The 15,918-nt window shown below is 57.8% G+C and carries 9 protein-coding genes, 2 tRNA genes and 3 rRNA genes; 8 read left to right on the forward strand and 6 right to left on the reverse strand.

Annotated elements, in window-relative coordinates; genetic code table 11:
* Entirely contained in the window at positions 1–441 is a 441-nt protein-coding gene (locus PBDP_RS03690; RefSeq protein WP_109752324.1) for a hypothetical protein, read from the forward strand.
* A gap of 56 nt (positions 442–497) precedes the next feature.
* Here PBDP_RS03690 and PBDP_RS03695 read toward each other — a convergent pair whose 3' ends face one another.
* The 6 genes from PBDP_RS03695 to PBDP_RS03720 form a co-directional block, all read right to left on the reverse strand.
* The gene (locus PBDP_RS03695) at positions 498–1,424 is read right to left on the reverse strand and encodes an ABC transporter permease (RefSeq protein WP_109752325.1); all 927 of its coding nucleotides are present in this window, start codon (positions 1,422–1,424) and stop codon (positions 498–500) included.
* Positions 1,424–2,530 (reverse strand): ABC transporter permease, encoded by a 1,107-nt coding sequence (locus PBDP_RS03700; RefSeq protein ID WP_212801827.1) that lies wholly within the window; start codon positions 2,528–2,530, stop codon positions 1,424–1,426. The genes PBDP_RS03695 and PBDP_RS03700 overlap by 1 nt, the downstream gene beginning before the upstream one ends.
* An 11-nt stretch (positions 2,531–2,541) precedes the next feature.
* Positions 2,542–4,095: an ABC transporter ATP-binding protein gene (locus PBDP_RS03705; protein WP_212801828.1), complete on the reverse strand. Its 1,554-nt coding sequence runs from the start codon at positions 4,093–4,095 to the stop codon at positions 2,542–2,544.
* Between the two features lie 535 nt (positions 4,096–4,630).
* The gene (locus PBDP_RS03710; RefSeq protein ID WP_109752330.1) at positions 4,631–5,212 is read right to left on the reverse strand and encodes an IMPACT family protein; all 582 of its coding nucleotides are present in this window, start codon (positions 5,210–5,212) and stop codon (positions 4,631–4,633) included.
* 7 nt (positions 5,213–5,219) lie between these two features.
* A complete protein-coding gene (locus PBDP_RS03715; protein ID WP_109752332.1) occupies positions 5,220–5,870 on the reverse strand; it encodes a TetR/AcrR family transcriptional regulator in 651 nt (216 codons plus the stop codon).
* 151 nt (positions 5,871–6,021) lie between these two features.
* The gene (locus tag PBDP_RS03720) at positions 6,022–6,942 is read right to left on the reverse strand and encodes a LysR family transcriptional regulator (RefSeq protein WP_109752334.1); all 921 of its coding nucleotides are present in this window, start codon (positions 6,940–6,942) and stop codon (positions 6,022–6,024) included.
* Between the two features lie 122 nt (positions 6,943–7,064).
* Between PBDP_RS03720 and aptA the strand changes: the two genes are divergently transcribed.
* The 7 genes from aptA to rrf all read left to right on the forward strand — a co-directional run bounded on the left by aptA (position 7,065) and on the right by rrf (position 15,826).
* Entirely contained in the window at positions 7,065–8,414 is a 1,350-nt protein-coding gene (gene aptA, locus PBDP_RS03725; RefSeq protein WP_109752369.1) for an omega-aminotransferase AptA, read from the forward strand.
* A 71-nt stretch (positions 8,415–8,485) separates the two neighbouring features.
* On the forward strand, positions 8,486–9,979 hold the full coding sequence (locus PBDP_RS03730) for a CoA-acylating methylmalonate-semialdehyde dehydrogenase (RefSeq protein ID WP_109752336.1): 1,494 nt from the start codon (positions 8,486–8,488) through the stop codon (positions 9,977–9,979).
* 638 nt (positions 9,980–10,617) lie between these two features.
* Positions 10,618–12,154, forward strand: a 16S ribosomal RNA gene (locus PBDP_RS03735).
* A 64-nt stretch (positions 12,155–12,218) separates the two neighbouring features.
* A tRNA-Ile gene (locus tag PBDP_RS03740) sits at positions 12,219–12,295 on the forward strand.
* 27 nt (positions 12,296–12,322) lie between these two features.
* Positions 12,323–12,398, forward strand: a tRNA-Ala gene (locus tag PBDP_RS03745).
* A gap of 249 nt (positions 12,399–12,647) precedes the next feature.
* Positions 12,648–15,539 (forward strand): 23S ribosomal RNA (locus PBDP_RS03750).
* A gap of 171 nt (positions 15,540–15,710) precedes the next feature.
* A 5S ribosomal RNA gene (gene rrf / locus PBDP_RS03755) occupies positions 15,711–15,826 on the forward strand.
* The 16S, 23S and 5S rRNA genes sit together here with 2 tRNA genes alongside, the layout of an rRNA operon.
* Positions 15,827–15,918 lie beyond the last annotated feature (92 nt).

A 15,918-nucleotide genomic window follows, 5' to 3' on the forward strand; every position in this document is an offset into this window, starting at 1 on the left:
ATGTGGACTTCGATGCAATATCGCCGGGTGGTGCGCGGCAGCGCCTGGTACGACCTTATCGTGTCGGCCGTGCTGGCGACGCCGTGGAGCTTTGCGGCGTTGCATGGTGTGTTGATGAGCCTGACTCAGCTGCTTGACCTGCCTGGAGAATTGCCGCCGTTTGCGCCGGCGCATCTGCTGATGGTGAATTTGCTGGGCTCGATAGTCTGCGTGTGGTCGGTGCTGCGGATTCGGGATCCGCAGCCGCTGTATGGGCGCTATGACGCGGCGGGGCGGTTTTTGTTTTCGACCTGGATGCTGTATGCATTGCTTCATGGGGCCAATGCGGTGTTGTGGGTTTTCCTGTTTCTCGAGTTGGCGTGGGGTTTGGTTCAGGTATTGCCTGTTCGGGACTCATCACGAGCAAGCTCGCTTCCACAGGGGGACCTGAGTCGAACCTGAGCCTCTGGTCAAGTGTGGGAGCGAGCCTGCTCGCGATAGGCTCGCCGCGGTCTACCTCAATGCCCTGCCTGCCAAGGCTGCCCCAGCGACACCGGCGCATACAGCCGGGTGCGCACGGCATCCCGCGACAGCAGCACCAGCACCACGATGGTCGCGGCGTACGGCAGCATCGCCAGCAGACTCGATGGAATCGCCAGCCCCAACCCCTGGGCCACCAGGTGCAGGATGCTGGCGAGGCCGAACAGGTAGGCGCCCAGCAGCAGGCGCCACACTCGCCAACTGGCGAACACCACCAGCGCCAGGGCGATCCAGCCGCGTCCGGCGCTCATGTTCTCGGCCCACATCGGCGTGTAGGCCAGCGACAGGTAGGCGCCGGCCAACCCGGCCATGGCGCCGCCGAACAGCACCGCCAGTGTTCGCACCCGCAACACTGGCAGGCCCATGGCGCTGGCGGCATCGGGATTCTCGCCGACGGCCTGGATGATCAACCCAGCGCGACTTTTCACGATCACCCAGGCCACCAGGGCAAACAGCGCGAAGGACAGGTAAACCAGCAGGTCCTGGGCAAACAGCATCCGCCCGATCAATGGGATGTCACTCAGGTAGGGAATGGCCAGCGGCTCGAAGCCCGCCAGCGGTTTGCCGACCCAGGCCGCCCCGACAAAACTCGACAGGCCCACGCCGAAAATCGTCAGCGCCAACCCGGTGGCCACCTGATTGGCGTTGAACACCAGCGCCACCATGGCGAACAGCGCCGACAACAGCATCCCGGCGGCCATCGCCAGCAGTACGCCGAGCCACAGGTTGCCGCTGTTGAACGCGACGATGAAACCGATCACCGCGCCGAACAGCATCATGCCTTCCTGGCCCAGATTGAGGACGCCACTTTTCTCGCAGACCAATTCCCCCAGGGCCACCAGCAGCAAAGGCGTGCCGCAGCGGACCATGGCGTAGAAAATGTTGCTCAACAGGTCGATATCCATCACAGCGCTCCTGCCTGTACGGCGGTGGTCTGGGTGCGCCGGGCCCAGCGCAGATTCAGGCGTGGCCGGTACAGGATCAGTACGTCGCAGGCCAACAGGAAAAACAGCATCATCCCCTGGAACAGTTGGGTGATCGCTTGGGGAAGGTTCAGCGACATCTGCGCGCTTTCGCCGCCGATGTACAACAGCGCCATCAACAGGCTGGAAAACAGAATGCCGATGGGGTTGAGGCGTCCCAGGAATGCCACGGTAATTGCCGCATAGCCGTAGCCCGGCGACACCTGCGGCACCAGTTGGCCGATCGGCCCGGTCACTTCGCAGACACCGGCCAGCCCGGCCAGGGCCCCGCTGATCAACAGCGCCAGCCACACCAGCGGCTTCTGGCGAAAACCAGCGAAACCGGCGGCGCGGGCGTCGAGGCCCAGCACCTTGATCTGAAAGCCGACGAAGCTTTTCTGCAGCAATACCCACACCGCCACCAACACCAGCAGGGCGAAATACAACCCGGCATGTACCCGGCCATCCTCCAGCAACAACGGCAGGCGACTGGCCTCGCCGAACATCGCCGACTCCGGAAAGTTGAACCCTGCCGGGTCTTTCAACGGCCCGTGAACGCAAAACAGCAGCAGGTTCAACGCAATGTAATTGAGCATGATGCTTGTGAGAATTTCATTGGCATTGAAGCGCGTGCGCAGCCACGCCGTCAGTCCGGCCCAAGCCGCACCGGCCAGGGTGCCGGTCAGCAGGATCAGCACCAATGCCCAGCGACTTTGCATGCCGATGATGTTCACCGCCAAGGCGCTGCCGGCCAGGGCGCCCAACAGCAGTTGGCCTTCAGCGCCGATGTTCCAGATTCGCGCCTGATAGGCCACTGCCAGGCCGAGGGCACAGAGCAGGATCGGCAGGGTCTTGACCAACCACTCGGACACGCCGTACAGGTCGCTGATCGGCGCGATCAACAAGGTGTACAAGGTTTGCAACGGGTCGTGCCCCAGGGCGATAAACAGCAGCGAGCCACAGGCCAGAGTCAACACGGCGGCCAGCAGCGGCGAGCACCAGAGCATCAGGCGCGATTGCTGGCCGCGAGGTTCGAGAGAAAGCAGCATGTAGAACTCCGTTACGCCGACGCGGGGGCGGGGGATTGAGGGGCGTCGAACTGGCCGGCCATCCAGCCGCCGACGTCGCTGAGGCGGGTCTCGAGCGCGGGCCTCAAGGCGGACAGGCGTCCACCGCACAAGGCACCGAGGCGATCGCTGATTTGGAACAGTTCGTCGAGGTCTTCGGAAATCACCAGAATGGCCGCGCCGGCATCGCGCAGGGCAATCAGTGCGCGATGGATAGTCGCGGCCGCGCCGACGTCCACGCCCCAGGTCGGGTGAGCGGCCACCAGCAGCTTCGGCTGTTGCAGGATTTCTCGGCCGAGAATGAATTTCTGCAAGTTGCCCCCCGAAAGGCTGCGTGCCGGGGTTCGAGTGTCAGGTGTCTTCACGCCGAAACGACGGATGATCTCCTCGGCCAAGTGCTCGACCTTGCCACGTCGAATCAGCCCGTGACTGACCAGGCCCTGTTGGAAAGCAGTGAGCAAGGCGTTATCCGCCAGGCTCAATTGCGGCACGGCGCCATGGCCCAGGCGTTCGGCGGGGACAAATGCCAGCCCGAGTCGGCGCCGGGCGTCGGGGCGCAGGTGCGCCACGGGTTGCCCGTCGAATCGGATCGTTTCGCCTTGCTGGCGGGGAAGTGGCGTTTCTCCGCTGAGCAATGCCAGCCACTCGTCCTGCCCATTGCCCGCGACCCCGGCGATACCAACGATTTCGCCGCTGCGTACCTCAAGGTCAATGTCCCGCAACGAGCAGCCGAACGGGTCCGGGTTATGCCAGGACAACTTGTCGATTTGCAGGAAGGCCTTGTCTGCGCTGACTTTCGGGTAGTCCGTGATCAATCCGGCCGCTTGGCCAACCATCAACTGCGCCAGCTCCCGATCCGAACAGTGCGCCGGAGTGCAATGCCCGGACACCCGCCCGCCGCGCAGCACCGTGGCGCTGTGGCACAACGCTCGCACCTCCCCGAGCTTGTGGCTGATGAACAAAATACTGCAGCCCTCGCTCGCCAGGCGACGCAGGGTCACGAACAGTTCTTCGGCTTCCTGAGGGGTGAGCACCGAGGTCGGTTCATCGAGAATCAGCAAGCGAATGTCCTGCATCAGGCAGCGAATGATCTCCACCCGCTGGCGCTCGCCAATCGACAGGCTGTGAACCAGCCGCTGCGGTTCCAGCACCATGCCGTAGCGTTGGGAAACGTCGCGGATCCGTGGTCCCAACTGCGCCGGCGAACCGGCCGCCGCGCCCATTGCCAGGGCAATGTTCTGTGCAACGGTGAGAGTTTCGAACAGCGAGAAATGCTGGAACACCATGCCGATCCCCAGGCTGCGGGCCTGGGCCGGGTTGCGCAGGTTGACGCGCTGGCCTTGCCAGATCACTTCGCCCGAATCGGCAGAGGTAACCCCGTAGATAATCTTCATCAGGGTACTTTTACCCGCGCCGTTTTCCCCGAGCAGGGCGTGGATCTCGCCAGGCTGGATACTCAGGTCAATGGCGTCGTTGGCCTGGCAACCGGGATAGCGTTTGCTGATCTTGCGCAACTGCAGGCGCGCGGTGGAGTCGGGGTTGGACATGACAAGCTCGGGTCGAAGGACAGGAATGCCTGTGGATAAAGCAATTTCCTGGCCATAAGGTCAGGAAATTGCCTTGGCCCTGTCCCTAGAGCCCTCTGCGTGAGGCCTGGAAACTTGTCATAGGAATTTTCTGCACTGGCTTGGAGCGCGCAGGCTGAATGCAGGCACCGGTTTGCCCTGAAATGGGTGGTTAAAAATTGAACAAGCGGCTGCGAGCCATGCCTTTCTTGGGGTGGAAGGAGCCATGAACGGGTTATCCACAGGTTGCTCCACAGTTATTGTGCGCAAGCCGAAAACTCGGGCATAAGCACTGCGGGGCTTTCTTCTAAAGGTGATAAACCGTCGCAAGCGTTTGTTTTGTGGATGGATTTGTCGCTTTGGCAGGACTTTGGATGAAAAATGAGCAACCCTCTCAAACCCGCATGACAGAAGGGTTACAGGGGGATGTGCTCAGGTTATCCACAGTCGGGTGCACAGTGGATGTGGGCAAGTTGAACGATTGCGAGGCGCCCTGAAAGGTTGCAAGCGTTGGAGCTCAACGCCCTAACAGAATCCGTCCACGGCTCAGGTCGGCCAGTTGCGTTTGCAACGTTTCGATCTGCGCTTCACCCACGGCCAACTGCAGGTCGACACCATTGGCCGTAAAGCGTTCTTCATTGACCAGTCCGCCACATTCGGCGACCCGCAGTTTTACCAGGGCCAGTTCGGCGAACCCACAGCTGCAGTGCAGCGCCACGCGGCTGATCAGTTCGATTTTCTCGGCGTTTTGCAGGCATTTGTTTGCGCCGCCACCATAAGCCCGGGCCAACCCGCCCGTGCCCAGTTGGATTCCGCCGTACCAGCGGATCACCAGCACTGCGACCTGATCGCAAGCCTGCGCTTCGATCGCTGCCAGGATCGGTCGCCCGGCGGTGCCCCCCGGCTCGCCATCGTCGTTGCTGCGGTATTGATCACCGAGTTTCCAGGCCCAGCAATTGTGCGAGGCATTCAGGTCGCTGTGCTGTTCGATAAAGGCCTGGGCGTCAGCGGGGCTGGTGATGGGCGCGGCGAAAGTGATGAAGCGGCTTTTGCGAATTTCTTCGCGGTATTCGCAAAAGCCGGCAAGGGTAAAGGGCATGGCGATCTTAGAGGGTTGGTGTCAGGCCGCAGCCCTTGAGAATGATACGGATCAGGTTGTCGCCAGCCTCGACCATGTCCTGCTTGGTCAACTTGCTGCGACCGGTCACACGACAGATCTGGGTGGCGAAGTCGGCGTAATGCTGGGTACTGCCCCACAACAGGAAAATGAGGTGCACCGGGTCGATCGGGTCCATCTTGCCAGCCTCGATCCAGGCCTGGAATACGGCCGCCCGACCGTTGAACCAGGTGCGGTAGTCCTGGTTGAAATACTCGGTCAGGCATTCGCCCCCGCTGATCACTTCCATGGCAAACAGTCGCGAGGCCTGGGGCTGGCGACGAGAGAACTCCATTTTGGCGCGGATATAGCGGGTCAAGGCTTCGGCCGGATCATCCTCGGCGGTGAGGGTATTGAAGGTGCTGTCCCACAACTCGATGATGTTGCTCAGCACCGCCACGTACAACCCGAGTTTATTGGTGAAGTAGTAATGCAGGTTCGCCTTGGGCAGACCGGCCTTCAGGGCGATGGTGTTCATGCTGGTGCCTTTGAATCCGTGACGGGCGAATTCATCTTCGGCGGCCTTGAGGATGGTCTCTTCGTTCTTCTGACGAATGCGACTGGTGGGCTTGCCACCGTGGGCAGGGACTTCAAAGGTCATGGACGTTTCCGGGCTGGTCTGTGGGGCGAGCAACTGCGTTGATAGCGCACCGGCAACGATCCGACAAGTGCCATCACACTAAAAGCTTTTCGCGAGTGGTCTGGCCAACCCCAACCAATGTGGGAGGAGCCAGGCTCGCTCCCACAAGGGGTCAGCGAGTCGCCGCAAGGCTCTCGAGAAAACTCTCCAGCACCAGGTGAGGCCGGCGGCCCTTGCGCGTGACCGATGCCAGGCTCAAATCATAGAACCGTGCCGCAGGTTTCAGGGCCCGCAACCGACCTTGCTGCACCCACAGGCTGGCGTAATGATCGGGCAGGTAACCGATGTAGCGCCCGGTGAGAATCAGGAACGCCATGCCTTCGCGGTCCGATGCGCTCGCGGTGCAATTGAGTGCCTGGTAGTGGGCCTGGATCTCGGCTGGCAGCCGGAAGGTCGGCGCGATGGCGTCCTGGCTATTGAGACGAGCGTCTTCGAGTTGCTGGTCATCCACATAGAACAGCGGATGTCCGACCGCGCAGTACAGTAGCGATCGCTCACTGTACAGCGGTTGATACTCCAGCCCGGACAGGGCACTGGCCTGGGGGACTACGCCGACATGCAGGCGTCCGTCGAGCACACCTTGCTCGACTTCGTTGGGGGCGATCATGCGAATCTGGATCTGCACGTCGGGCCCGCGTTCTTTCAATTGCGCCAAGGCATGGGTGATGCGCATGTGGGGCAGGGTGACCAGGTTGTCGGTCAGGCCGATGGTCAATTCACCACGCAAATGCTGGTGCAGGCCGTTGACCTCGGTGCGGAAGCTTTCCAGTGCGCTCAATAGTTGCAATGCTGATTGATACACCTCGCGACCTTCCTCGGTCAGGGAAAAGCCCGCGCGCCCACGCTGGCACAGACGCAGGCCGAGGCGTTGCTCAAGGTCGCTCATCTGCTGGCTGATGGCCGAGCGACCGATGCCAAGCACGGTTTCAGCGGCGGAGAATCCACCACACTCCACGACACTGCGGAAAATGCGCAGCAGGCGAATATCAAAGTCGCTGACCTGGGCCAGTGGATCGGGACGACGAGCGCTCATAAGTTTAGTGATCCACCGACTGAAGGTTACAAAAGTTGGATTTCACCGACTTTATCGCCGTGGCAACTTAGCTGCAAGAACGCTTTCGATCCCTGCCGCCTATGACCTGCGAGGTTTTGTCGATGAACATGCCCGAACACGCTGCCGGTTCCCTGGCCAGCCAGCTCAAGCTGGATGCCCACTGGATGCCTTACACCGCCAACCGCAATTTCCAGCGCGATCCGCGCCTGATCGTCGCCGCCGAAGGCAGCTGGTTGACGGATGACAAGGGGCGCAAGGTCTATGACTCGCTGTCGGGCTTGTGGACCTGCGGCGCCGGGCACACGCGCAAGGAAATCCAGGAAGCGGTCGCCAAGCAGTTAGGCACCCTCGATTACTCGCCAGGTTTCCAGTACGGCCATCCGTTGTCGTTCCAACTGGCGGAAAAAATCACCAGCCTGACCCCGGGCAATCTCAATCATGTGTTCTTCACCGACTCGGGCTCCGAGTGCGCCGATACCGCGGTGAAGATGGTCCGCGCCTACTGGCGTCTCAAGGGCCAGGCGACCAAGACCAAGATGATCGGCCGTGCCCGTGGCTATCACGGTGTGAACATCGCCGGCACCAGCCTCGGCGGCGTCAGCGGCAACCGCAAGCTGTTCGGCCAGGCCATGATGGATGTCGACCACTTGCCCCACACCTTGCTGGCCAGCAATGCCTATTCCCGTGGCATGCCGAAGGAGGGCGGGGTGGCACTGGCCGATGAGTTGTTGAAGCTGATCGAATTGCACGACGCGTCCAACATCGCGGCGGTGTTCGTCGAACCAATGGCTGGGTCGGCCGGTGTGCTGGTGCCGCCAGAGGGTTACCTCAAGCGTCTGCGGGAAATCTGCGACCAGCACAGCATCCTGTTGGTGTTCGACGAAGTGATCACCGGTTTCGGTCGCACCGGTTCGATGTTCGGTGCCGACAGCTTTGGCGTGACGCCGGACCTGATGTGCATCGCCAAGCAAGTCACCAATGGCGCGATTCCCATGGGCGCGGTGATTGCCAGTTCCGAGATCTACCAGACCTTCATGAACCAGCCGACCCCCGAGTATGCAGTGGAATTTCCCCACGGCTACACCTACTCGGCGCACCCGGTGGCGTGCGCGGCTGGCCTGGCAGCGCTGGACCTGCTGCAGAAGGAAAACCTGGTGCAGAGCGTGGCCGAGATCGCCCCGCATTTCGAGAATGCGCTGCACGGTTTGAAGGGATCGAAGAACGTCATCGACATTCGCAACTATGGCCTGGCCGGCGCGATCCAGATCGCCGGGCGGGATGGCGATGCCATCGTGCGTCCGTTCGAGGCCGGCATGGCGTTGTGGAAAGCCGGGTTCTATGTGCGGTTCGGCGGCGACACCTTGCAGTTCGGGCCAACGTTCAACAGCAAGCCGCAGGATCTGGATCGTCTGTTCGACGCGGTCGGTGAAGTGCTGAACAAGCTCGACTGATCCGTTCTTCTATATAGCTTTCAATTACAGGCGTTCGGTCATGGGCGCCTGTGGATAATTCTGGAGTCCCCATGAGCCTCATCCCGCATTTGATCAATGGCGAACTGCTGAGCGACAGCGCTCGCACCGCCGATGTGTTCAACCCGTCCACTGGCCAGGCGATTCATAAGGTGCCATTGGCTGATCGCGCGACCATCCAGCAGGCTATCGACGCCGCCAAGGCGGCTTTCCCTGCCTGGCGCAGCACACCTGCGGCCAAGCGTGCGCAGGTGATGTTTCGTTTCAAGCAATTGCTGGAGCAGAACGAATCGCGAATCGCCCAGTTGATCAGCGAAGAACACGGCAAGACCTTGGAGGACGCGGCCGGTGAACTCAAGCGCGGGATCGAGAACGTCGAGTTCGCCTGCGCGGCACCGGAGATTCTGAAGGGCGAATACAGCCGTAACGTCGGACCGAACATCGATGCTTGGTCAGACTTTCAGCCTTTGGGCGTGGTCGCAGGTATCACACCGTTCAACTTCCCGGCGATGGTGCCGCTGTGGATGTATCCGCTGGCGATCGTTTGCGGCAACTGCTTCATCCTCAAACCATCAGAGCGGGACCCAAGTTCGACATTGCTGATCGCCCAGTTACTGTTGGAAGCCGGCTTGCCCAAGGGCGTATTGAGCGTGGTGCATGGCGACAAGACTGCTGTGGACGCATTGATCGAGGCGCCGGAAGTGAAGGCGCTGAGTTTTGTTGGTTCGACGCCGATTGCCGAGTACATCTATGCCGAGGGCACCCGGCGTGGCAAGCGCGTCCAGGCACTGGGTGGTGCGAAGAACCATGCGGTGCTGATGCCCGATGCCGACCTGGACAACGCCGTCAGCGCACTGATGGGCGCGGCGTACGGTTCGTGCGGTGAGCGTTGCATGGCGATTTCTGTGGCGGTGTGTGTCGGTGACCAGGTCGCGGATGCGCTGGTGGCCAAGCTGGTGCCGCAGATCAAGGCGCTGAAGATCGGCGCTGGTACATCTTGCGGATTGGACATGGGGCCGTTGGTGACGGGGCAGCATCGGGATAAGGTCAGTGGCTATATAGAAGATGGTGTGGCGGCAGGTGCTTCGCTGATTGTCGATGGTCGTGGCTTGAGTGTGGCCGGGCATGAGGAAGGCTTCTTCCTGGGTGGTTGCCTGTTCGATCGCGTGACACCTGAGATGCGTATCTATAAGGAAGAGATCTTCGGGCCGGTGCTGTGCATCGTCCGGGTCAACAGCCTGGAAGAGGCCATGCAACTGATCAACGATCACGAGTATGGCAACGGTACTTGCATCTTTACCCGTGATGGCGAGGCGGCGCGGTTGTTCTGCGACGAGATCGAGGTCGGCATGGTGGGCGTCAACGTTCCATTGCCGGTGCCGGTTGCCTATCACAGCTTTGGCGGCTGGAAGCGTTCGCTGTTCGGCGACCTGCATGCCTATGGCCCGGATGGGGTGCGTTTCTACACCCGTCGCAAGGCCATTACCCAGCGCTGGCCGCAGCGTGCAAGCCATGAGGCTTCGCAGTTTGCGTTCCCCAGCTTGTAACGGGTAATAGAAGAGGCCGGCGCCCTGGGGCGCCGGCCTCTGCTTTTGCGGGGCTTTTTGACTGATGTGACAGAATTGTGAAAATAGGTGTTGACGGCAGATTCTGGACGTCTATAATTCGCCCCACTTCCGGCGCAGTCGAAACGGAAAACTCCTTGAGATTCAATGAGTTAAGTAGGTTTCGAAGGGGTCGGGCTTCAGTTCATCGAAGCCAGGAAGTAGCTGATAAGGCAGTGTGGGTTTGGCCTTTTCAGCGGTTCGATCTTCTCGGTCGAAAGCGGCGAAAAAGAGGTGTTGACAGCAGCGAGTAACGCTGTAGAATTCGCCTCCCGCTAACGAGAGATCGGAAGCGCAAGTGGTTGAAGTTGTTGATGTTTCTCAAGCGAAACTTTGAAAACTTCTGAAAATAACCGCTTGACAGATACATCGGGCGCTGTAGAATGCGCGCCTCGGTTGAGACGAAAGCTCTTAACCAACCGCTCTTTAACAACTGAATCAAGCAATTCGTGTGGGTGCTTGTGGAGTCAGACTGCTAGTCAACAGATTATCAGCATCACAAGTTACTCCGCGAGAAATCAAAGATGTAACCAACGATTGCTGAGCCAAGTTTAGGGTTTTCTCAAAACCCAAAGATGTTTGAACTGAAGAGTTTGATCATGGCTCAGATTGAACGCTGGCGGCAGGCCTAACACATGCAAGTCGAGCGGTAGAGAGGTGCTTGCACCTCTTGAGAGCGGCGGACGGGTGAGTAATGCCTAGGAATCTGCCTGGTAGTGGGGGATAACGCTCGGAAACGGACGCTAATACCGCATACGTCCTACGGGAGAAAGCAGGGGACCTTCGGGCCTTGCGCTATCAGATGAGCCTAGGTCGGATTAGCTAGTTGGTGAGGTAATGGCTCACCAAGGCGACGATCCGTAACTGGTCTGAGAGGATGATCAGTCACACTGGAACTGAGACACGGTCCAGACTCCTACGGGAGGCAGCAGTGGGGAATATTGGACAATGGGCGAAAGCCTGATCCAGCCATGCCGCGTGTGTGAAGAAGGTCTTCGGATTGTAAAGCACTTTAAGTTGGGAGGAAGGGCATTAACCTAATACGTTAGTGTTTTGACGTTACCGACAGAATAAGCACCGGCTAACTCTGTGCCAGCAGCCGCGGTAATACAGAGGGTGCAAGCGTTAATCGGAATTACTGGGCGTAAAGCGCGCGTAGGTGGTTCGTTAAGTTGGATGTGAAAGCCCCGGGCTCAACCTGGGAACTGCATTCAAAACTGTCGAGCTAGAGTATGGTAGAGGGTGGTGGAATTTCCTGTGTAGCGGTGAAATGCGTAGATATAGGAAGGAACACCAGTGGCGAAGGCGACCACCTGGACTGATACTGACACTGAGGTGCGAAAGCGTGGGGAGCAAACAGGATTAGATACCCTGGTAGTCCACGCCGTAAACGATGTCAACTAGCCGTTGGGAGCCTTGAGCTCTTAGTGGCGCAGCTAACGCATTAAGTTGACCGCCTGGGGAGTACGGCCGCAAGGTTAAAACTCAAATGAATTGACGGGGGCCCGCACAAGCGGTGGAGCATGTGGTTTAATTCGAAGCAACGCGAAGAACCTTACCAGGCCTTGACATCCAATGAACTTTCCAGAGATGGATTGGTGCCTTCGGGAACATTGAGACAGGTGCTGCATGGCTGTCGTCAGCTCGTGTCGTGAGATGTTGGGTTAAGTCCCGTAACGAGCGCAACCCTTGTCCTTAGTTACCAGCACGTTATGGTGGGCACTCTAAGGAGACTGCCGGTGACAAACCGGAGGAAGGTGGGGATGACGTCAAGTCATCATGGCCCTTACGGCCTGGGCTACACACGTGCTACAATGGTCGGTACAGAGGGTTGCCAAGCCGCGAGGTGGAGCTAATCCCACAAAACCGATCGTAGTCCGGATCGCAGTCTGCAACTCGACTGCGTGAAGTCGGAATCGCTAGTAATCGCGAATCAGAATGTCGCGGTGAATACGTTCCCGGGCCTTGTACACACCGCCCGTCACACCATGGGAGTGGGTTGCACCAGAAGTAGCTAGTCTAACCTTCGGGGGGACGGTTACCACGGTGTGATTCATGACTGGGGTGAAGTCGTAACAAGGTAGCCGTAGGGGAACCTGCGGCTGGATCACCTCCTTAATCGACGACTCAGCTGCTCCATGAGCTCCCACACGAATTGCTTGATTCATTGAAGAAGACGATTGGGTCTGTAGCTCAGTTGGTTAGAGCGCACCCCTGATAAGGGTGAGGTCGGCAGTTCGAATCTGCCCAGACCCACCAATTTCATGGTGTCCCCGGTAAAGATACGGGGCCATAGCTCAGCTGGGAGAGCGCCTGCCTTGCACGCAGGAGGTCAGCGGTTCGATCCCGCTTGGCTCCACCATTACAGATTGGCACAACGTTTAAAGCTTAGAAATGAGCATTCCACCCCAGGGTGATGAATGTTGATTTCTAGTCTTTTGATTAGATCGTTCTTTAAAAATTTGGGTATGTGATAGAAAGATAGACTGAACGTTACTTTCACTGGTAACGGCTCAGGCTAAGGTAAAATTTGTGAGTTGCTCTCATGAGCAAGATCGAATTTTCGGCGAATGTCGTCTTCACAGTATAACCAGATTGCTTGGGGTTATATGGTCAAGTGAAGAAGCGCATACGGTGGATGCCTTGGCAGTCAGAGGCGATGAAAGACGTGGTAGCCTGCGAAAAGCTTCGGGGAGTCGGCAAACAGACTTTGATCCGGAGATGTCTGAATGGGGGAACCCAACCATCATAAGATGGTTATCTTGTACTGAATACATAGGTGCAAGAGGCGAACCAGGGGAACTGAAACATCTAAGTACCCTGAGGAAAAGAAATCAACCGAGATTCCCTTAGTAGTGGCGAGCGAACGGGGACTAGCCCTTAAGCTTCTTTGATTTTAGCGGAACGCTCTGGAAAGTGCGGCCATAGTGGGTGATAGCCCTGTACGCGAAAGGATCTTAGAAGTGAAATCGAGTAGGACGGAGCACGAGAAACTTTGTCTGAATATGGGGGGACCATCCTCCAAGGCTAAATACTACTGACTGACCGATAGTGAACTAGTACCGTGAGGGAAAGGCGAAAAGAACCCCGGAGAGGGGAGTGAAATAGATCCTGAAACCGTATGCGTACAAGCAGTGGGAGCCCACTTTGTTGGGTGACTGCGTACCTTTTGTATAATGGGTCAGCGACTTATTTTCAGTGGCGAGCTTAACCGAATAGGGGAGGCGTAGCGAAAGCGAGTCTTAATAGGGCGTCTAGTCGCTGGGAATAGACCCGAAACCGGGCGATCTATCCATGGGCAGGTTGAAGGTTAGGTAACACTGACTGGAGGACCGAACCGACTACCGTTGAAAAGTTAGCGGATGACCTGTGGATCGGAGTGAAAGGCTAATCAAGCTCGGAGATAGCTGGTTCTCCTCGAAAGCTATTTAGGTAGCGCCTCATGTATCACTGTAGGGGGTAGAGCACTGTTTCGGCTAGGGGGTCATCCCGACTTACCAAACCGATGCAAACTCCGAATACCTACAAGTGCCGAGCATGGGAGACACACGGCGGGTGCTAACGTCCGTCGTGAAAAGGGAAACAACCCAGACCGTCAGCTAAGGTCCCAAAGTTATGGTTAAGTGGGAAACGATGTGGGAAGGCTTAGACAGCTAGGAGGTTGGCTTAGAAGCAGCCACCCTTTAAAGAAAGCGTAATAGCTCACTAGTCGAGTCGGCCTGCGCGGAAGATGTAACGGGGCTCAAACCATACACCGAAGCTACGGGTATCACGCAAGTGATGCGGTAGAGGAGCGTTCTGTAAGCCTGTGAAGGTGAGTTGAGAAGCTTGCTGGAGGTATCAGAAGTGCGAATGCTGACATGAGTAACGACAATGGGTGTGAAAAACACCCACGCCGAAAGACCAAGGTTTCCTGCGCAACGTTAATCGACGCAGGGTTAGTCGGTCCCTAAGGCGAGGCTGAAAAGCGTAGTCGATGGAAAACAGGTTAATATTCCTGTACTTCTGGTTATTGCGATGGAGGGACGGAGAAGGCTAGGCCAGCTTGGCGTTGGTTGTCCAAGTTTAAGGTGGTAGGCTGGAATCTTAGGTAAATCCGGGATTCTAAGGCCGAGAGCTGATGACGAGTTACCCTTTGGGTGACGAAGTGGTTGATGCCATGCTTCCAAGAAAAGCTTCTAAGCTTCAGGTAACCAGGAACCGTACCCCAAACCGACACAGGTGGTTGGGTAGAGAATACCAAGGCGCTTGAGAGAACTCGGGTGAAGGAACTAGGCAAAATGGCACCGTAACTTCGGGAGAAGGTGCGCCGGTGAGGGTGAAGCACTTGCTGCGTAAGCCCACGCCGGTCGAAGATACCAGGCCGCTGCGACTGTTTATTAAAAACACAGCACTCTGCAAACACGAAAGTGGACGTATAGGGTGTGACGCCTGCCCGGTGCCGGAAGGTTAATTGATGGGGTTAGCTAACGCGAAGCTCTTGATCGAAGCCCCGGTAAACGGCGGCCGTAACTATAACGGTCCTAAGGTAGCGAAATTCCTTGTCGGGTAAGTTCCGACCTGCACGAATGGCGTAACGATGGCGGCGCTGTCTCCACCCGAGACTCAGTGAAATTGAAATCGCTGTGAAGATGCAGTGTATCCGCGGCTAGACGGAAAGACCCCGTGAACCTTTACTATAGCTTTGCACTGGACTTTGAATTTGCTTGTGTAGGATAGGTGGGAGGCTTTGAAGCGTGGACGCCAGTTCGCGTGGAGCCATCCTTGAAATACCACCCTGGCAACTTTGAGGTTCTAACTCAGGTCCGTTATCCGGATCGAGGACAGTGTATGGTGGGTAGTTTGACTGGGGCGGTCTCCTCCTAAAGAGTAACGGAGGAGTACGAAGGTGCGCTCAGACCGGTCGGAAATCGGTCGTAGAGTATAAAGGCAAAAGCGCGCTTGACTGCGAGACAGACACGTCGAGCAGGTACGAAAGTAGGTCTTAGTGATCCGGTGGTTCTGTATGGAAGGGCCATCGCTCAACGGATAAAAGGTACTCCGGGGATAACAGGCTGATACCGCCCAAGAGTTCATATCGACGGCGGTGTTTGGCACCTCGATGTCGGCTCATCACATCCTGGGGCTGAAGCCGGTCCCAAGGGTATGGCTGTTCGCCATTTAAAGTGGTACGCGAGCTGGGTTTAGAACGTCGTGAGACAGTTCGGTCCCTATCTGCCGTGGACGTTTGAGATTTGAGAGGGGCTGCTCCTAGTACGAGAGGACCGGAGTGGACGAACCTCTGGTGTTCCGGTTGTCACGCCAGTGGCATTGCCGGGTAGCTATGTTCGGAAAAGATAACCGCTGAAAGCATCTAAGCGGGAAACTTGCCTCAAGATGAGATCTCACTGGGACCTTGAGTCCCCTGAAGGGCCGTCGAAGACTACGACGTTGATAGGCAGGGTGTGTAAGCGCTGTGAGGCGTTGAGCTAACCTGTACTAATTGCCCGTGAGGCTTGACCATATAACACCCAAGCAATTTGTATCCTCCAGGCCAAAGGCCAAGAGACCAGATTGCGGTGTGTGAAGACGAAACGAACCGAAAGTTCGCATCGCTCACGAACGCAGCACACAAATCTATCGCATACCCATTCGCTGGCACGTGACCGCAAGGCACGCACCGGCTACCGAATTTCTTGACGACCATAGAGCATTGGAACCACCTGATCCCATCCCGAACTCAGCAGTGAAACGATGCATCGCCGATGGTAGTGTGGGGTTTCCCCATGTGAGAGTAGGTCATCGTCAAGATTAAATTCCGAAACCCCTATCTGCTGACGCAGGTAGGGGTTTTGTTTTGCCCGCAGGAAAGTTCGTACGAGCATCGCGGACAGTTCCCGGCT

Origin of the sequence: Pseudomonas sp. St290, from assembly GCF_018325805.1 — a bacterium.
Taxonomy (GTDB): Bacteria; Pseudomonadota; Gammaproteobacteria; order Pseudomonadales; family Pseudomonadaceae; genus Aquipseudomonas; species Aquipseudomonas bijieensis.